18 protein-coding genes are annotated in these 16,393 nt (G+C 74.1%); 14 read left to right on the top strand and 4 right to left on the bottom strand.

Translation table 11 applies throughout. The features are described 5' to 3' along the window. Positions 1–5: 5 nt before the first annotated feature. From SHK17_RS12520 to SHK17_RS12470, 11 genes are read left to right on the top strand one after another with little or no spacing between them, the layout of a single operon-like run. A complete protein-coding gene (locus tag SHK17_RS12520) occupies positions 6–494 on the top strand; it encodes a hypothetical protein (RefSeq protein WP_322919416.1) in 489 nt (162 codons plus the stop codon). Next, entirely contained in the window at positions 494–784 is a 291-nt protein-coding gene (locus SHK17_RS12515) for a DUF6167 family protein (RefSeq protein ID WP_322919415.1), read from the top strand. Before SHK17_RS12520 ends, SHK17_RS12515 begins: the two co-directional genes overlap by 1 nt. Further along, positions 784–3,507: an alanine--tRNA ligase gene (alaS, locus tag SHK17_RS12510; RefSeq protein ID WP_322919414.1), complete on the top strand. Its 2,724-nt coding sequence runs from the start codon at positions 784–786 to the stop codon at positions 3,505–3,507. Before SHK17_RS12515 ends, alaS begins: the two co-directional genes overlap by 1 nt. Before the next feature lie 2 nt (positions 3,508–3,509). Beyond that, complete coding sequence (gene ruvX / locus SHK17_RS12505) at positions 3,510–3,971, top strand: Holliday junction resolvase RuvX (protein ID WP_172274497.1); 462 nt, start codon at positions 3,510–3,512, stop codon at positions 3,969–3,971. Next, positions 3,964–5,151 (top strand): endolytic transglycosylase MltG, encoded by a 1,188-nt coding sequence (mltG, locus tag SHK17_RS12500; RefSeq protein WP_322919413.1) that lies wholly within the window; start codon positions 3,964–3,966, stop codon positions 5,149–5,151. The genes ruvX and mltG overlap by 8 nt, the downstream gene beginning before the upstream one ends. A 40-nt stretch (positions 5,152–5,191) precedes the next feature. Continuing rightward, positions 5,192–6,034, top strand: coding sequence for a shikimate dehydrogenase (locus SHK17_RS12495; protein WP_322919412.1), 843 nt, complete (start codon positions 5,192–5,194; stop codon positions 6,032–6,034). Between the two features lie 8 nt (positions 6,035–6,042). Next, the gene (locus SHK17_RS12490; protein ID WP_322919411.1) at positions 6,043–6,768 is read left to right on the top strand and encodes an A24 family peptidase; all 726 of its coding nucleotides are present in this window, start codon (positions 6,043–6,045) and stop codon (positions 6,766–6,768) included. A 12-nt stretch (positions 6,769–6,780) separates the two neighbouring features. After that, the gene (aroC, locus tag SHK17_RS12485) at positions 6,781–7,959 is read left to right on the top strand and encodes a chorismate synthase (RefSeq protein WP_172274509.1); all 1,179 of its coding nucleotides are present in this window, start codon (positions 6,781–6,783) and stop codon (positions 7,957–7,959) included. After that, complete coding sequence (locus SHK17_RS12480) at positions 7,959–8,459, top strand: shikimate kinase (protein ID WP_172274512.1); 501 nt, start codon at positions 7,959–7,961, stop codon at positions 8,457–8,459. Before aroC ends, SHK17_RS12480 begins: the two co-directional genes overlap by 1 nt. After that, positions 8,456–9,565: a 3-dehydroquinate synthase gene (gene aroB, locus SHK17_RS12475; protein WP_322919410.1), complete on the top strand. Its 1,110-nt coding sequence runs from the start codon at positions 8,456–8,458 to the stop codon at positions 9,563–9,565. The genes SHK17_RS12480 and aroB overlap by 4 nt, the downstream gene beginning before the upstream one ends. Next, a complete protein-coding gene (locus SHK17_RS12470) occupies positions 9,562–9,996 on the top strand; it encodes a type II 3-dehydroquinate dehydratase (protein WP_172274519.1) in 435 nt (144 codons plus the stop codon). Before aroB ends, SHK17_RS12470 begins: the two co-directional genes overlap by 4 nt. Here SHK17_RS12470 and SHK17_RS12465 read toward each other — a convergent pair. Continuing rightward, positions 9,960–10,796 (bottom strand): helix-turn-helix domain-containing protein, encoded by an 837-nt coding sequence (locus SHK17_RS12465; RefSeq protein ID WP_322919409.1) that lies wholly within the window; start codon positions 10,794–10,796, stop codon positions 9,960–9,962. The two genes, SHK17_RS12470 and SHK17_RS12465, sit on opposite strands and share 37 nt — an antisense overlap. A 24-nt stretch (positions 10,797–10,820) precedes the next feature. After that, positions 10,821–11,246 (bottom strand): hypothetical protein, encoded by a 426-nt coding sequence (locus SHK17_RS12460; protein ID WP_322919408.1) that lies wholly within the window; start codon positions 11,244–11,246, stop codon positions 10,821–10,823. 98 nt (positions 11,247–11,344) lie between these two features. Between SHK17_RS12460 and SHK17_RS12455 the strand changes: the two genes are divergently transcribed. Next, positions 11,345–12,184, top strand: coding sequence for a PhzF family phenazine biosynthesis protein (locus tag SHK17_RS12455; RefSeq protein ID WP_322919407.1), 840 nt, complete (start codon positions 11,345–11,347; stop codon positions 12,182–12,184). Here the strand turns inward: SHK17_RS12455 and SHK17_RS12450 are convergent. Both SHK17_RS12450 and ligD read right to left on the bottom strand, forming a co-directional pair. Next, complete coding sequence (locus SHK17_RS12450) at positions 12,181–12,723, bottom strand: GNAT family N-acetyltransferase (RefSeq protein ID WP_322919406.1); 543 nt, start codon at positions 12,721–12,723, stop codon at positions 12,181–12,183. The two genes, SHK17_RS12455 and SHK17_RS12450, sit on opposite strands and share 4 nt — an antisense overlap. A 21-nt stretch (positions 12,724–12,744) precedes the next feature. Beyond that, positions 12,745–14,313: a non-homologous end-joining DNA ligase LigD gene (ligD, locus tag SHK17_RS12445; RefSeq protein ID WP_322919405.1), complete on the bottom strand. Its 1,569-nt coding sequence runs from the start codon at positions 14,311–14,313 to the stop codon at positions 12,745–12,747. A gap of 115 nt (positions 14,314–14,428) precedes the next feature. Between ligD and SHK17_RS12440 the strand changes: the two genes are divergently transcribed. Together SHK17_RS12440 and SHK17_RS12435 are read left to right on the top strand one after the other, a co-directional pair. Beyond that, positions 14,429–15,190 (top strand): histidine phosphatase family protein, encoded by a 762-nt coding sequence (locus SHK17_RS12440; RefSeq protein ID WP_322919404.1) that lies wholly within the window; start codon positions 14,429–14,431, stop codon positions 15,188–15,190. Then, positions 15,183–16,076 (top strand): NAD(P)H-hydrate dehydratase, encoded by an 894-nt coding sequence (locus SHK17_RS12435; RefSeq protein ID WP_322919402.1) that lies wholly within the window; start codon positions 15,183–15,185, stop codon positions 16,074–16,076. The genes SHK17_RS12440 and SHK17_RS12435 overlap by 8 nt, the downstream gene beginning before the upstream one ends. Positions 16,077–16,393 lie beyond the last annotated feature (317 nt).

Raw genomic sequence — 16,393 nt, 5'->3', positions numbered from 1 at the left:
TCCCGGTGACGACGGAGCAGCAGTGGCTGGGCGCCGGTGGCGCCCTGGTGGTGGGAGTGGCCCTCGTGGCGCTCCTGCTCGCCGTGCTGGCCCGGCGTCGCGCGCTCCGCGCCGAGGCCGCCCTCACGCGGCTCGCCCACCGGGTCGCGGAGCTGGAGTCCCCGGCCGGGCCGGCCGCGGTCGCCGAGCCGGGCTCGTACGTCATCACCGCCCTCGACGCGGGCGCCGAGCCCGCGGTCGTGGAGGCGCGTCCGCTCGCGCAGCCCATCGACGGGCGCCTGTTCGCCGACGTCGTGGCCCGCGAGACCGTCGTCAAGGCGGCGTCGTGGACCCACGGGCTGCGGCGCGCGCTGTCGGCCGAGAGCCGCAACCGGATCAGGTTCCAGGTCCGCCAGGAGACCAGGCGGAGCGGACGCGAGCGGCGGGCCGAGATGAAGCAGGCGCTGCGCGAGTACCGCGCCCGTGAGCGTGCGGTCCGGGAGGACGTCGCCTGATGGGTCGCCCACTCTGGTTCGTCGCCGGGGCGGGGGTCGGGGTGTACGCCGCCGCCCGCGCCCGCCGTGCCGCCGAGTCCCTCACCGCCGACGGCCTCCGCGACCGCCTGCGCGGCTGGCAGGTCGGCGCCCGGCTCTTCGCCGAGGAGGTCCACCACGCTCGCACCGAGCGCGAAATCGAGTTGCGTGAGCAGCTCGGGCTCAGGCCCACTGCTGGCAGCACCACCCCCGAGCTCACCACCCCCGAGCCCGCCCCCGAGCCCGCCCCCGATACGAAGGACCCGACCTGATGGACACCGCCGAGATCCGCCGCCGCTTCCTCGCGCACTTCGAGGCCGCCGGACACGCCGTGGTGCCCTCCGCCTCGCTCCTGGCCGACGACCCCAACCTGCTGTTCGTCAACGCCGGGATGGTGCCCTTCAAGCCCTACTTCCTCGGCCAGGAGACCCCGCCCTACGACCGCGCGACGAGCGTGCAGAAGTGCATCCGCACGCCCGACATCGAGGACGTCGGCAAGACCACCCGGCACGGCACCTTCTTCGAGATGTGCGGCAACTTCTCCTTCGGCGACTACTTCAAGCAGGGCGCCGTCGAGCTGGCCTGGGACCTCATCACCAAGCCGGTCGCCGACGGCGGCTTCGGCCTCGACGAGGCGCGCCTCTACCCGTCCGTGCTGGTCGGCGACGAGGAGGCCATCGACCACTGGATGACCGTGACCGGGCTGCCGCGCGAGCGCATCATCGAGCTCGGCCCCAGGGAGAACTACTGGTCGATGGGCGTCCCGGGCCCCGGAGGCCCGTGCTCGGAGATCCTCTACGACCGCGGTCCCGAGTTCGGCCCCGACTTCGACGCCGCGACGCTCGGGCCGGACATGCCCTTCGAGCTCGAGGACCGGCTGCTGGAGATCTGGAACCTGGTCTTCATGCAGGACGACCTGAGCGCCGTGCGCTCCAAGTCCGACTTCGACATCTCCGGGTCGCTGCCCAAGAAGAACATCGACACCGGCATGGGCCTGGACCGCGTGGCCCTGCTGCTGCAGGGCAAGCAGAACATGTACGAGATCGACGTCGTCTTCCCCGTCATCGAGCGGGCGGAGCAGCTCACCGGCCGCCGCTACGGCGCCGGCGGGCCCACCTCGGCCGAGGACGACGTCCGGTTCCGCGTCGTCGCGGACCACGTGCGCTCGTCGATGATGCTCATCGGTGACGGCGTCACGCCGGGCAACGACGGCCGCGGCTACGTCCTGCGCCGACTGCTGCGCCGCGCGGTGCGCTCGATGCGGCTGCTCGGCTGCGAGGACCCCGTGCTGCCCGAGCTGATGCCGGTCTCGCGCGACCGGATGGGCCAGACCTACGACAACCTCCTCACCGACTGGGCCCGCATCTCGCAGGTGGCCTACGCCGAGGAGGAGGCGTTCCGCAAGACGCTCCAGGCCGGCACGCAGATCTTCGACCTCGCCGCCTCGGAGGTGAAGGGCACCGGTGGCTCGACGCTGTCGGGCGAGCGCGCCTTCGCGCTGCACGACACCTACGGCTTCCCGATCGACCTGACCCTGGAGATGGCCGCCGAGCAGGGCCTCCAGGTCGACGAGCAGGGCTTCCGCGGGCTGATGGCCGAGCAGCGCGAGCGTGCCAAGGCCGACGCCCGTGCCAAGAAGGGTGCCCACGGCGACACGGCCGTCTACCGCGGCATCTTCGACCAGCACGGCCCCACCGAGTGGCTGGCCTACGAGACGCTCGAGACGGAGTCGCGGCCCCTCGCCCTGCTCAGCGGCGGCTCGTCCGTGCCCCGTCTCGGCGAGGGCGAGATCGGCGAGCTCGTCCTGGACCGCACGCCGTTCTACGCCGAGTCGGGCGGGCAGGTCGCCGACGCCGGCACCATCGTCTTCGACGGCGGGCGGCTCGAGGTCCTCGACGTGCAGCGACCGATCAAGGGCCTGGTCGTGCACCAGGTGCGCGTGCTCGAGGGCGAGCTCGACCCCGCCCGCGAGGTGCACGCCCGCGTCGACCCGGAGTGGCGGACCGGCGCGCGCCAGGCCCACTCGGGCACGCACGTCGTGCACGCCGCGCTCCGTGAGGTGCTCGGCCCGACGGCGCTGCAGTCCGGCTCCTACAACCGGCCGGGCTACCTCCGCCTCGACTTCGGCTGGACGCAGGCGCTCAGCCCGGAGCAGGTCCGCGACATCGAGCTGGTCTCGCAGCAGGCGCTGCGCGCCGACCTGCCCGTCTCGTGGGACTTCATGACGCTCGAGCAGGCCAAGGAGTGGGGCGCCATCGCCCTCTTCGGCGAGACCTACGACAACACCAAGGTCCGGGTCGTCGAGATCGGCGGCCCCTGGTCGCGTGAGCTCTGCGGCGGCACGCACGTCGACCACTCCTCCCAGATCGGCACCGTCGTGGTGACCGGTGAGGCGAGCGTCGGCTCCGGCAACCGCCGGATCGAGGCGCTCACCGGTGTCGAGGGCTTCGGCTACCTCGCGCGCGAGCGCGACGTCGTCGCGCAGCTCACCGGACTGCTCAAGACCCAGCCCGACGACCTGGTCAGCCGCGTGCAGGGCCTGACGGAGCGGCTGCGCGCGGTCGAAAAGGAGCTGGAGAAGGCCCGCCTCGCCCAGCTCCTCGGCGCCAGCGCCAGCCTCGCCGCGGCCGCCGCGCAGGTCGGCCCCGTCCGGCTCGTCGCCCATCACGCGGAGGGTGCCGGGGGCGCCGACGTGCGCAACCTGGCCCTCGACGTCCGCGGCCGCCTGCCGCAGGGCGAGCCGGGCGTGGTGGTCCTCATCGGCACCCAGACCGACGGCGGCAGCACCAAGGTGTCGGTCGTCGCGGCCACCAACGACGAGGCGCGCGCCCGCGGGCTGTCGGCCGGCGAGCTCGTGCGCGCCGTCGGTCCGCTCCTCGGCGGCAAGGGCGGGGGCAAGGACGACGTGGCGCAGGGCGGCGGCAGTGACGCCTCGCGCATCGGCGAGGCGCTGGAGCTGGTCTCCCACGAGGTCGCCCAGCGGGTGCAGTCCTGAGCATGCGCGCCGGGGTGCGGGTCGGCATCGATCCGGGCGACGCCCGGATCGGCGTCGCGACCAGCGACCCCACCGGCTTCCTCGCCACCCCGGTCGAGACGGTGCGGCGCGGCAGGGGCGACGTACGACGCCTCGCCCAGCTCGTCTCCGAGCTCGAGGCGATGGAGGTCGTGGTCGGCCTGCCGCGCTCGCTCAACGGCACGGAGGGCCCGGCCGCGGAGAAGGCGCGCGACCTTGCCGGACGGCTGGCGCGCAGGGTCGCGCCCGTGCCTGTGAGACTCTGTGACGAACGACTGACGACCGTGTCGGCCGAGTCGATCCTGCGCGAGCAGGGCCGTCACGGCGCCAGGCGCCGCGCCGTCGTGGACCAGGCAGCGGCGGTGCTGATCCTGCAGACTGCGCTCGACACGGAGCGGTCGAGTGGGCACGCACCGGGAGAGATCGTCGAGGTGACAGATGAGTGAGCACGAGGACCAGCGCTCGGAGGCGACCCTCGAGGAGGACCGCGACGGCGCCTACGAGCAGGAGTACGTCCCCGGCGGCAGGCGGCGCAAGGGCCGCGGCCTCAAGGGGTGCCTCGCCGTCCTGGTGGCGCTGGTCGTCCTGCTCGGCGGCTTCTACGTCGCCCTGACGCAGGGCGTGTCGTGGGTCTCCGACCAGTTCCAGGGCCCCGACGACTACCCCGGCCCCGGCCGCGGGTCGGTCGAGTTCACGGTCAACGAGGGCGACACGGTCGCCCAGATGGGCCGCAACCTCAAGGAGCAGGGCGTCACCAAGTCGGTCCAGGCGTTCATCGACGCCGCCGCCGGCGAGCCGGAGTCCAGCGGCATCCAGGTCGGCGCCTACGAGCTGCAGAAGCAGATGAAGGCGTCCGACGCGCTCGAGGTCCTCATCGACCCGGCCAACCTCATCGGCTTCCCGACCGTCACGATCCCCGAGGGCCTCCGGCTCACCGAGATCGTCTCGACGCTGGCCGAGAACACCGACTTCACCGAGCAGGCCTACAACCGCGCGCTGCAGCAGCCCGACAAGCTCGGCCTGCCCGACTACGCCGGCGGCAACGCCGAGGGCTACCTCTTCCCGGCGACCTACGAGGTCAAGCCGGGCATGAAGCCTGCCCGCATCCTCGCGATGATGGTCGACCGCTGGCGCCAGGCGGCGGAGGAGGCGGACCTCGAGGCCCGTGCCGCCGAGCTCGGCCACACGCCGGGCGAGCTGATGATCATCGCCTCCCTCATCGAGGCCGAGGGCCGCGGCGACGACATGCCGAAGATCTCGCGGGTCATCTACAACCGGCTCGACGGCCCCGGCGACAAGGGCGGCACCAACGGCACGCTCGGCATCGACGCCTCGATCGCCTACGGCCTGGGGCTCTCGCCCGGGTCGACGGAGCTGACCCCCGAGCAGCTGGCGGAGGACACGCCCTACAACACGCGTATCAACGCCGGCCTCCCGCCGACGCCCATCGAGGCGCCGGGCGACGACGCCATCGAGGCGGCGGCCAACCCGGCCGACGGTGGCTGGTACTACTACGTCACCGTCGACCTCTCCACGGGCGAGACCAAGTTCTACGAGGACTACGACGGCTTCCTCGAGGGACGTGACGAGTACAAGGCCTACTGCGAGACCTCGGACCGATGCTGATCCCACCGATCCTGATCCGGCCATTGCTGAGCAGGGTGGGGTGAGCGACGGGTCGCACCCGGTCCGGCGCTGCGGCGTGCTGGGCGACCCCGTCGCCCACTCGCTGTCGCCGGTCCTGCACCGGGCGGGCTACGCCGAGCAGGGCCTGGACTGGACCTACGACGCCCACCGGGTGCCGGCGGGCGGGCTCGAGGCTTTCCTCGGCGGGCTCGGTGAGGAGTGGCGCGGGCTGTCGCTCACGATGCCGCTGAAGCGCGAGGCGCTCACCCTGGTCGACCGGCTGACGGACCGCGCCCGCCTCGCCGGTGGCGTCAACACAGTGGTGCTCGACGACGGTGCCCGGGTGGGCGACAACACCGATCTCCCGGGGGCGGCTGCCGCGATCCGGGAGCGCACCTCCCGGCCCCTGGCCTCGGCGGCGATCATCGGCGGTGGGGCGACGGCCGCCTCGGTCGGCCTCGCGCTGGTGGACCTCGGTGTGACCCGGATCGAGCTGCTGGTGCGTGACGCTGCTCGGGCCACGGACACGGTGGCCGTGCTGCGCTCGCACCCGGCCGGCGTCGACGTACGCTCTGCGGCGCTCGACGGCCCGGGCGACCTCGCGGCCGACCTCGTGGTCTCGACCGTTCCCGCCGCGGCACAGACCGCCGAGCTGGTCGCGCGGTGCGAGGCGGTTCCGGTCGTGTTCGAGGCGCTCTACGACCCGTGGCCCACGCCGCTGTCCGCCGCCGCACTGGCCTCCGGCCGGGTGCTCGTGGGCGGTCTCGACCTCCTCGTCCACCAGGCGGCGCTCCAGTTCGAGCTCTTCACCGGCGTGGCAGCGCCGCTGGCCGTGATGCGCGATGCGGGCGAACGCGCCCTCGCGGCACGAAATCCCGCTTGAATGTCGCCGTGAACGACACCCTGCTGGCCACCTTGCTGGCCGGCCTCCTCGCCGCTGTCGGCGGCCTCCTCGTGCCGACGCTGGTCGCCCGGGTGCCGGAGCCGGCGCCCAAGGACGACGACCCGTCCTCCGACGAGCCGCCCAAGATGCTCTACGCCGACATCGCCGCGCGACCGGGCCTGCGGTGGCGCTCCGCCGCGGTGGCGGGCGTCTGCGGAGCCCTCCTCGGGGCGGCGACCGGGCTCGACTGGCCGCTGCTGTGGCTGGTGCCGCTGGTCCCCGTCGCGGTGGCGCTGTCGGTCGTCGACTGGCACACCCGGCTGCTCCCGCGGATCGTCGTGCTGCCCGCCACGCTCGCCGCGATCGCGGCGGTCGCCGCGGTCGGCCTTGCCACGGGGGAGCGCGAGGCGCTGCTCCGCGCGCTGCTCGCGATGGTGGTGGCCCGCTCGTTCTTCTGGATCCTGTGGTTCGTCCGGTCCGCCGGCATGGGCTTCGGCGACGTGCGCCTGGCCGCCCCGGTCGGCCTGGTGCTCGGCTGGGCCGGGTGGGGCGCGCTGGCGATCGGGCTCTGGGTCGGCTTCATCGCGTTCGCCCTGCCGGCCGCCGCCCTGGCCCTCGTCCGCCGCGACCGGGCGATGCTCAAGAAGTCCTTCCCGTTCGGGCCGTTCATGGTCCTCGGTGCCCTCGTGGGTCTCGTCTGGGGGACTGCGCTCGCTGGGCGCATCTGGGGCTGAGAGACTGCAGCCATGCTCCGATGGCTCACAGCAGGCGAGTCCCACGGCCCCTCCCTGGTGGCGATCCTGGAGGGGCTGCCCGCCCACGTCCGCGTGACGACCGACGACCTGGCCGACTCGCTCGCCCGCCGCCGGCTCGGCTACGGCCGCGGCGCGCGGATGAAGTTCGAGCAGGACCAGGTCCGCGTGCTCGGCGGCGTGCGCCACGGCGAGACGCAGGGCGGCCCCGTGGCCATCGAGGTCGGCAACACCGAGTGGCCCAAGTGGGAGAAGGTCATGTCGGCCGACCCGGTCGACCCCGTGGAGCTCGAGGCCCTCGCCCGCAACGCGCCCCTGACCCGGCCGCGTCCCGGCCACGCCGACCTGGTCGGCATGCAGAAGTACGCCTTCGACGAGGCGCGCCCGATCCTCGAGCGGGCCTCGGCGCGCGAGACCGCCGCCCGCGTGGCGCTGGGCCGGGTGGCGTCCAACTTCCTCGAGCAGGCCGTCGGCGCGCGCGTCGTGTCGCACGTCGTCGCGCTCGGTGGCGTCAAGGCGCCGGCGGGCGTCGTGCCCGGCCCGGACGACGTCGCACGCCTCGACGCCGACGAGGTCCGCTGCCTCGACCCCGACGCCAGCGCCGCGATGGTGGCGCGCATCGACGAGGCGCACAAGGACGGCGACACCCTCGGCGGCGTCGTCGAGGTGGTCGTCCACGGACTGCCGCCGGGCCTCGGCTCGCACGTGCACTGGGACCGGCGCCTCGACGCCCGGCTCGCGGGCGCGCTGATGGGCATCCAGGCGATCAAGGGTGTCGAGGTCGGCGACGGCTTCGAGCTCGCCGACACCCCGGGGTCGCAGGCGCACGACGAGATCGTCAGCACCGACGAGGGGCTGCGGCGCACCACGGGTCGCTCCGGCGGCACCGAGGGCGGCATGTCGACCGGTGAGGTGCTGCGCGTCCGCGCCGCCATGAAGCCGATCGCGACGGTCCCCAAGGCCCTGCGCACCGTGGACGTCGCCACGGGCGAGGCCACCGTCGCGCACCACCAGCGCTCCGACGTGTGCGCGGTGCCGGCCGCCGGCATCGTCGCCGAGGCGATGGTCGCGCTCGTGCTGGCCGACGCGGTCGTGGAGAAGTTCGGCGGCGACTCGGTGCAGGAGACCCGCCGCAACGCCGAGGCCTACCTCGACACCCTGCGGTTCCGCTGATGGCGCCTCGCGTGGTGCTCGTCGGTCCGATGGGCGCCGGCAAGACGACCGTGGCCGGGCTGCTCGGCGAGGCGTGGGGCGTGCCCGTGCGTGACACCGACGCCGACGTGCAGAGCACCACCGGTCGGGAGATCTCCGACATCTTCGTGGAGTCCGGCGAGGACCACTTCCGCGACCTGGAGGCGGCGGCGGTGGCCGCGGCCCTCGCCGAGCACGACGGCGTGCTGGCCCTCGGGGGCGGCGCGGTGCTGCGTCCGGAGACGCGCGACCTGCTGGCCGGCGTGCCGGTGGTCTTCCTGCGGGTCGGTCTCTCCGACGCCGTGAAGCGGGTCGGCCTTGGCGTGGGACGCCCGCTCCTGCTGGGCAACGTCCGCTCGCGGATCAAGGCGCTCCTCGACGAGCGCACCCCCGTCTACGAGTCGGTCGCCACGCACGTCGTCGAGACCGACGGCCGCACGCCCGACGACGTCACCGCCGAGATCCGGGAGCTGCTGGGATGAGCACGCCGCAGGCCGACACCGTCCTCCACGTCGGAGGCGCCTCGCCCTACGACGTCGTCGTCGGGCACGACCTCGCCGACCGGCTGCCGGCGCTGCTCGGCGAGTCGGTGGAGCGGGTCGCCGTGCTCTACGCCGGGACGCTCGGTGCCCTGGCCGACCCGGTCGTCGACCGTCTGGTCGAGCACTACGACGTGCTCGCCCTCGGCCTGCCGGAGGGCGAGCGGGCCAAGACCGCGCCGGTCGCCGCCGACTGCTGGGAGGCGCTGGGCGAGGCCGGCTTCACCCGCTCCGACGCCGTGGTCACCATCGGCGGGGGAGCGACCACCGACCTCGGCGGCTTCGTCGCCGCGACCTGGCTGCGCGGCGTACGCGTCGTGCACGTGCCCACCACGCTGCTGGGCATGGTGGACGCCGCCGTCGGCGGCAAGACCGGCATCAACACCGGCGCCGGCAAGAACCTCGTCGGCTCCTTCCACGAGCCGGCCGGCGTGCTGTGCGACCTGTCGCTGCTCGCCTCGCTGCCGCGCGCGGAGCTCGTCGCCGGCCTCGGCGAGGTGGTCAAGTGCGGGTTCGTCGCCGACCCCGCGATCCTCGACCTGGTCGAGCGCACGGACCCGGCGGCGCTGACCGCCGACTCGGCGGAGCTGCGCGAGCTGGTCGAACGGGCCATCCGGGTCAAGATCGACGTCGTGGTGGGCGACCTCCGTGAGCGCGGCGGGGGCGACGGCCACCCGGGCCGCGAGGTCCTCAACTACGGCCACACCCTCGCCCACGCCATCGAGCGCACCAGTGACTACGCCGTCCGTCACGGCGAGGCCGTCGCCATCGGCTGCGTCTACGTCGCCGAGCTGGCGGCCCGTGCCGGGTCGCTCGACGCCGCGGTGGTCGAGCGGCACCGCTCGGCGCTGTCGCGCGTCGGCCTGCCCACGACGTACGACGGCGACTCCTTCGACGACCTCCACGCCGCGATGAAGGTCGACAAGAAGGCCCGGGGCTCGCAGCTCCGGTTCGTCGTGCTCGACGACCTCGCCTCGCCGCGGATCCTCGCCGGCCCGGCCGAGGACGACCTGCGGGCGGCCTACGCCGCGATCGGGGGAGCGCCGTGAGGGTGCTGGTGCTCAACGGACCCAACCTCGGCCGGCTCGGGCGCCGGCAGCCGGAGATCTACGGCTCCACCACCCACGCCGAGCTCGCGCACCGGTGCGTCGAGTGGGGGCGCGGGCTCGGGCTCGACGTCGAGGTGCGCCAGACCAACCACGAGGGCGACCTGCTCGACTGGCTCAACGCGGCCGCCGACGACGCGGTCCCCGTGGTGCTCAACGCCGGCGCGTGGACCCACTACTCCCTCGCGCTCTGGGACGCGTGCGCCCAGCTGGCCGCGCCCCTCGTCGAGGTGCACATCAGCGACCCCCGGCAGCGGCCGGAGGAGTTCCGGCACACGTCCGTCGTCGAGCCCCACGCGGTGGCGACGATCGCGGGGCAGGGCGTCGACGGCTACCGTCAGGCGCTCGAGCTGCTGGCCAGCGCCACCAGCTGATCGCGGGTGGCGGGGTCGGCGGGGTAGAGCGCTTCGATCGCCAGCTCGGCCACCGTCACGTCGCGGGTCGTGCCGAACACCGTCGTGGTGGTGAGGAACGACAGCACGTCGTCGCCCGCGCGCAGCCGGACGGTCAGCACGATGTCGGGCGCGGCCGCGGTGGCCGGGACGGGGAACTCGGTCAGCAGCGCCGCCAGCCGGGCGTCGCCGGAGATCTCGTGCTCGTGCCGGATCCGGCCCATGATCCCCGCCTGCCACTCCGCGAGGTTGACGATGCGGGGAGCCAGGCCGCGGGGGTCCAGGGAGAGGCGGACGACGTTGACGGGTGGCTCGAGCAGCTCGCCGGGCAGGTCGGCGAGGAGGCGGTAGGCCGCGTCGTTGGCCGCCACGAGGTCCCAGCCCCCGTCGATGACGAGGGCGGGGTAGGGCTCGTGCCCCGCGAGGATCAGCTCGATCGCGGCGTTGACCTGTGCGAGGCCCGGCGAGCCCAGCGGGAGCTCGGAGGCGTCGGGCACGAAGCCCGCCGCGGTGTAGAGCCGCCGCTGGACCCGCAGCGGGACGTCGAGCGCCTCGCTCAGCTGGCCGATCATCGCCGGGCTCGGCTGCGCCTTGCCGGTCTCGATGCACGACAGGTGGCGGGTGGAGACCCCGCACCGGTCCGACAGCGCCTGCTGCGACAGGCGCCGGCGCTCGCGCCAGTGGCGGACGAGGGCGCCGACGTCGTCGCGGGTGGGGGCCTCGTCGGTGACGGACCCGGAGGTGACGGACCCGGAGGTGACAGAGCCGGTGGTGACGGACATGGTCGACACGATGGCAGGTCGGCCTCAGCCGCGGCGGGCGAGCCACGCCTGGACGGCGGCGAAGACCGCGACCACGCCGGCCTGCAGCAGCACCCAGGCGGTGCCGAGGCCGGTGAGGTCGGCGAGCACGGCGTGGTCGACGCTGGCCACGACCCAGGCGGTGTTCACCGCCACGAGCGCCCACACGCCGCGTCGGGGGATGCGGCTGCGGGTGGCGAGCAGGGCGACCCCGGCGGAGACGGCGAGCAGGACGACGCCCAGCACGCGCACGAGGTCGACGGGCATGCCGAACCAGTCGGCGAGCCAGCCGCCGGCGGCGACGTAGGCGAGGCCGTTGACGCCGGTGACGGCGGCGTCGACGAGCAGGACGGTGGCGGCCAGCGGGTGCACGACCCAGGGAGCGCGCTCGGCGGGGCGGGTGGCGGTGGTGGTGCTGTGTGTGGTGGTCATGCGTCCAGCGTGGGCGCGACGGCGCGGTGGATCCATGACCTCGGAGGTCATGGGCCCGCGCGCGGGCGGGCTGTGCTGGCCTGTGCTTGGATCGCCGGGTGCTGCCCTTCCGCCAGGTCGATGTCTTCAGCGCCGAGCCGTGGCTCGGCAACCCGCTCGCGGTGGTCCACGACGCCGACGGCGTCACGGACGCGCAGATGGCCCGCTTCGCGCGGTGGACCAACCTGTCGGAGACCACCTTCCTGTGCGCGCCCACGGACCCGGCGGCCGACTACCGCGTGCGCATCTGGACGCCCGCGGGCGAGCTGCCCTTCGCCGGCCACCCGACGATCGGCAGCGCCCACGCCTGGCTGCAGGCGGGCGGGGTCCCGCGCGGCGACGTGGTCGTGCAGGAGTGCGCCGCCGGACTGGTCGACGTACGCCGCTCGCCGCGGCTCGGGTTCGCGGCGCCGCCGCTGCGACGGTCAGGCCCGGTCGAGGCCGACCTCCGCGCGCGGGTGGTCACCGCGCTCGGGGTGCGCGAGGCGGACGTCCGCGACATCGCCTGGATCGACAACGGCCCCGGCTGGGTCGGGGTGGACCTCGGGACGGCGCAGGCGGTGCTCGACGTCGTGCCGGACGTCGCGACGTTCACCGACCTCAAGGTCACGGTGCTCGGGCGCTGGGACGCGGCGGCGGCCGCACAGCACGGCGCAGACGTGGAGGTGCGCGCCTTCTTCGCGGACGGTCGCGACCTCACCGAGGACCCCGTGACCGGCAGCGCGAACGCCGGCCTGGCGCAGTGGCTGATCGGCGGCGGCGCGCTGCCGACGGCCTACACCTCCCGCCAGGGCAGCGTGATCGGGCGCGAAGGTCGTGTCCGGCTCGAGGCGGACGGTGACCGCGTGTGGGTCTCCGGCGACGCGGTCACCCGGGTCGTCGGCGAGGTCGACCTCTAGGGGAGGGGACGCTCCCGCACGAGGTCGTCCTCCCAGGCGTCGCCGATGTGGAACCGCTTGGTGCCGACCTGGTCGAAGCCGTGCCGCGCGTAGAACGCGTTGGCCCGCGCGTTCTCCTCGCTGACCCCCAGCCACACGCCGCGTGCGCCGGTCGCCGTCGCAGCGGCGATCGTCTCCTCCATCAGCCGGCGCGCCACCCCCGAGCCGTGGTGGTCGGGGTGGACGTAGAAGCGCTCGAGCGCGACGGTCGGGCGGTGGTGCAGCGAGGCCGTCACGTCCGGGTCGGACGGCTCGCCGCCGAGGAGCATGGTGTAGCCGACGGGGTCCGCCCCGTCCACCCCGTCCACCGCGACGAGGACCACACACGCCGGGTCGGCGAGGTGGCGCCGGAAGCTGGCCGGGTCGAGCCGCGTCGCGATGTGGTGGGCGAGGAACTCCGCGGACGTCTGCGGCGTGCACGCCAGCGGGAACGTGAGGGCGGCCAGCCGGCTGAGGCCCTCGGCGTCGGCGGCGTCGGCTCGACGGACGGTCACGGGCACGGTGGGAGCGTACTGCCCGCCTCAGGTGATCTCCGGCAGCTCCTGGGCCGCGCCGAGGAGCATCCGGAACGGGTCGCCCTTCTCGTCGAGCCGGTCGAGCACCGAGCGCACCGTCCACCGGTCCGGACGCAGGTCGGGGTCGTCGAGCTCGTCCCAGGTGATCGGCACCGACACCGGCGCGCCGGGTCCGGGTCGCGGCGACCAGGGCGCGACGAGTGTCTTGTTGATCGCGTTCTGGGTGTAGTCGAGCCGGGCGAGCCCCTTGCGAGCCTTGACCTCCCACTTCCAGCTCACCAGCTCGGGGACCACCGTGCCGACCGTCCGCGACAGCTTCTCGACCCACGCCCGGGTGTCCTCGAACGAGTAGCCCGCCACGACCGGCACCCAGATCTGGATGCCACGCCTGCCGGTCACCTTCGCGCGGGCGGTGACGCCGAGGTGGTCCAGCGCCGTGCGGTGCAGGCGGGCCAGGACCAGCAGGTCCTCCCAGCTCGTCGACGAGCCGGGGTCGAGGTCGACCAGCGCGTACGTCGGCTCGTGCGGCGCGTCGGTCCGCGAGGTCCACGGGTGCCACTCGAGCGCGCCGAAGTTCGCCGCCCACACGAGCGCGGCGGGCTCGTCGGCGACGACGTACGTCTCGGTCTCGCCCTCGTCGGCCGCGGCGTTGTCCCAGGCGCCGAGCCAGTCGGGGGCGTGCGCGGGGCGCTCCTTGTGCCAGAAGCCCTTGGCCTCGACGCCGTCGGGGTAGCGGTGCATGTTGAGGGCGCGGCCCTCGACGTAGGGCAGCGCGACGGGCGCGATGCGCGCCGTGTAGGCGAGCAGCTCCCGCTTGGTGACGGGCGGGTCGCCCGGGAAGAGCACCTTGTCAAGGTTGGTGACCTTGAGCCGGCGGTCGAACACGTCCCACGTGCCCTGCTTGCCGAGGGACTCGAGCTCGGCGATGGCGCTGTCGGGCAGCGGGTCATGGAGGAGGGAGACGGCCGCCTCCGCGGCGGGGACCCCGGCGCGCCACAGGCGGTGGGGGTCGGCGAGCACCTCGTCGTTCGTGCGCCCGCTCAGCACGGAGCGCGGGTGGTCCTCCGGGTCCCAGCCCTCGACGGCGTGCTTGTCGCGCTTGTGCAGCAGCATCCAGGGCTCGCCGCTCTCGCCGTCGCCGTCGCGCCGGACCAGCACGAGCCGGCCGCGGAGCTTCTGGCCGTGCACCTCCGCGTGCAGCTCGCCGCCCTCGACGGACGCGCGGGGGTCGTCGGTCTTCACCGGCTCCCACGTGCCGATGTCCCACACGACGACGTCGCCGCCGCCGTACTCGCCGGCCGGGATCACGCCCTCGAAGTCGAGGTAGTCGATCGGGTGGTCCTCGACGTGCATGGCCAGCCGCCGGGCCGACGGGTCGAGCGTCGGCCCCTTCGGCACGGCCCAGCTGACCAGGACGCCGTCGATCTCGAACCGGAGGTCGTAGTGGAGCCGGCTCGCGCGGTGCCGTTGGACGACGAACCGGGGAGCGCCGTCGGCGGCCGCGAGCTCGCCGGCGGGCTCCGGCGTACGACCGAAGTCCCGCTTGCGGCGGTAGGTCTCCAGCGGGTCGCCCATGCGCCCATGTTCCCCCGGGCCGGGGCCGCATGCGGGCGGCGTGCGCATCGGGAGGGCTGCTGCGGGGTAAGGGGTGGCACGAGTGGACGATCCGGACGAGCGACGTGGAGGACCTGTGGGCCTGACGAGGGTGCTGCAGGGGCGGCACGGACCGGTCGAGCTGGTGCTGGTGCGCCACGGCGAGAGCGTCGGCAACCTCGCCGACACCGAGGCGCGGGACGCCGAGGCCGAGCGCCTGGACCTCTCCGCCCGCGACGCCGACGTCGAGCTCTCGCCCAACGGCGAGGAGCAGGCGCGCACCCTCGGACGATGGGTCGCGGGGCTGCCTGAGGACGGGCGTCCCGACCTCGTCGTCAGCTCGCCCTACCGGCGTGCGGCAGACACGGCGCGGACCGCCCTCGGCGACCTCGACGCGGAGATGCTGCTGGACGAGCGGCTGCGTGAGCGCGACCTGGGGGTCTTCGACGGGCTCACCGGCAAGGGCATCCGGGCGAGCTACCCCGAGGAGGCCGAGCGCCGCTCCCACGTGGGCAAGTTCTACTACCAGCCACCGTCCGGCGAGAGCTGGGCCGACGTGGTGCTGCGCGTGCGGAGCCTGCTCGCCGACCTCCGCGAGGGGTACGACGGCGCACGGGTGTGGTTGTTCACCCACCAGGCGGTGATCATGTCGTTCCGCTACGCGCTCGAGGGCCTCGACGAGGCGGAGCTGCTCGACATCGACCGCACGATGCGCATCCCCAATACGTCGGTGACCCGCTACCGCCGCCGGGACGACCGGCTGGACCTCGTGGACTTCGCCGACGACAGCCACCTCTCGACGTCGCCGGCGGAGAAGACCGAGGAGCCCGACCACGGCGGCGAGGCGCGCGATGCCTGAGGGCGTCCTCGTCGACGCCCACCTGCTGCGCGAGTGGCGCCTGCCCGAGCCGGGGTCGGACAAGGAGGAGCGCGGGCGGCTCCTCGTCGTCGCGGGCAGCCGGACCACCCCCGGTGCCGGCATGCTCTCCGCTGAGGCCGCGCTGCGCGTCGGGGCGGGCAAGGTGCGGCTGCTGACCGCTGCCGCCTGCGCGCCGACGATCGCGGTCGCCGTGCCCGAGCTCATGGTGACGGGACTGGCCGAGGACGCGGACGGCAACATCGACGCGGGCGAGGCCGATCAGGTCGTCGACTGCGCGGGCGACAGTCACGCGATCCTCCTCGGGCCAGGCTTCAGCGACCCCGACGGCGCCGCTGACCTGGTGGAGCGGATCGCCCCGCGGCTCGAGGGCACCGTCGTGATCGACGCCCTCGCCTCGGCGTACGTCACCCAGGACCCCGAGCGCGTCGCCGACCTCGCCGCCACGGTGGTGCTGACCGTCAACCCCGGCGAGCTCGCCCGCTGCCTCGGGGCGGACGAGGACGACGTGCAGGCGGACCTCGTCACGCACACGGTCGAGCTGGCCCGGCGGACCTCGGCCGTCGTCCTCTGCGGTGGCCCGACCAAGGTCGTGGCGCACGGCGACGACCTCTGGCGGGTCGAGGCGGGCAACGTGGGCCTCGGCACGGCCGGATCCGGAGACGTGCAGGCGGGCCTGGTCACCGGTCTGGTCGGCCGCGGCGCCGACCCCGCGCAGGCGGCGGTGTGGGGAGCCTTCCTGCACGCGACCGTCGGCGACCGGCTCGCCGCGCGCATCGGCCCGGTCGGCTACCTGGCCCGCGAGCTGGCCGGCGAGGTGCCTCCGCTGCTGGCGGAGCTGGCGCAGAGGTCCGAGCGGCACGACTGAGTGCCGCGGGGAGTGACAAGCACGGTGGTGGAACAGTCGTGCTGGCCCTGCTCGGACCTCTCAGAACGTCGCAGTGTTCAGCCGCTGCTGGCTGCCCTCGGAAGCGGGTGATGACTGAGCACGCTGCCGCCGCTGTACCCGCCGGGCCCGCCACGCGCGGAGCATCGCAGTCGACGCCCCGCCGGTCGATGTTTCCCTGCAAGGACGCAGCCGTGGAGCCGAGGTGCTCGGCGAAGCACATCGGGTCGCCGTGGCGCCTCGGCTTGGCGGCGGTTCTCTCGCACCGATGCTGTGAGCGGTCGTACAAGCGCAGCCTG

The sequence above is a fragment of the Nocardioides renjunii genome, assembly GCF_034661175.1.
In the GTDB taxonomy this organism is placed as follows: Bacteria; Actinomycetota; Actinomycetes; order Propionibacteriales; family Nocardioidaceae; genus Nocardioides; species Nocardioides renjunii.
The sequence above is the reverse complement of the archived record's forward strand: the minus strand, read 5'-3'. Positions and strand labels throughout refer to the sequence as shown.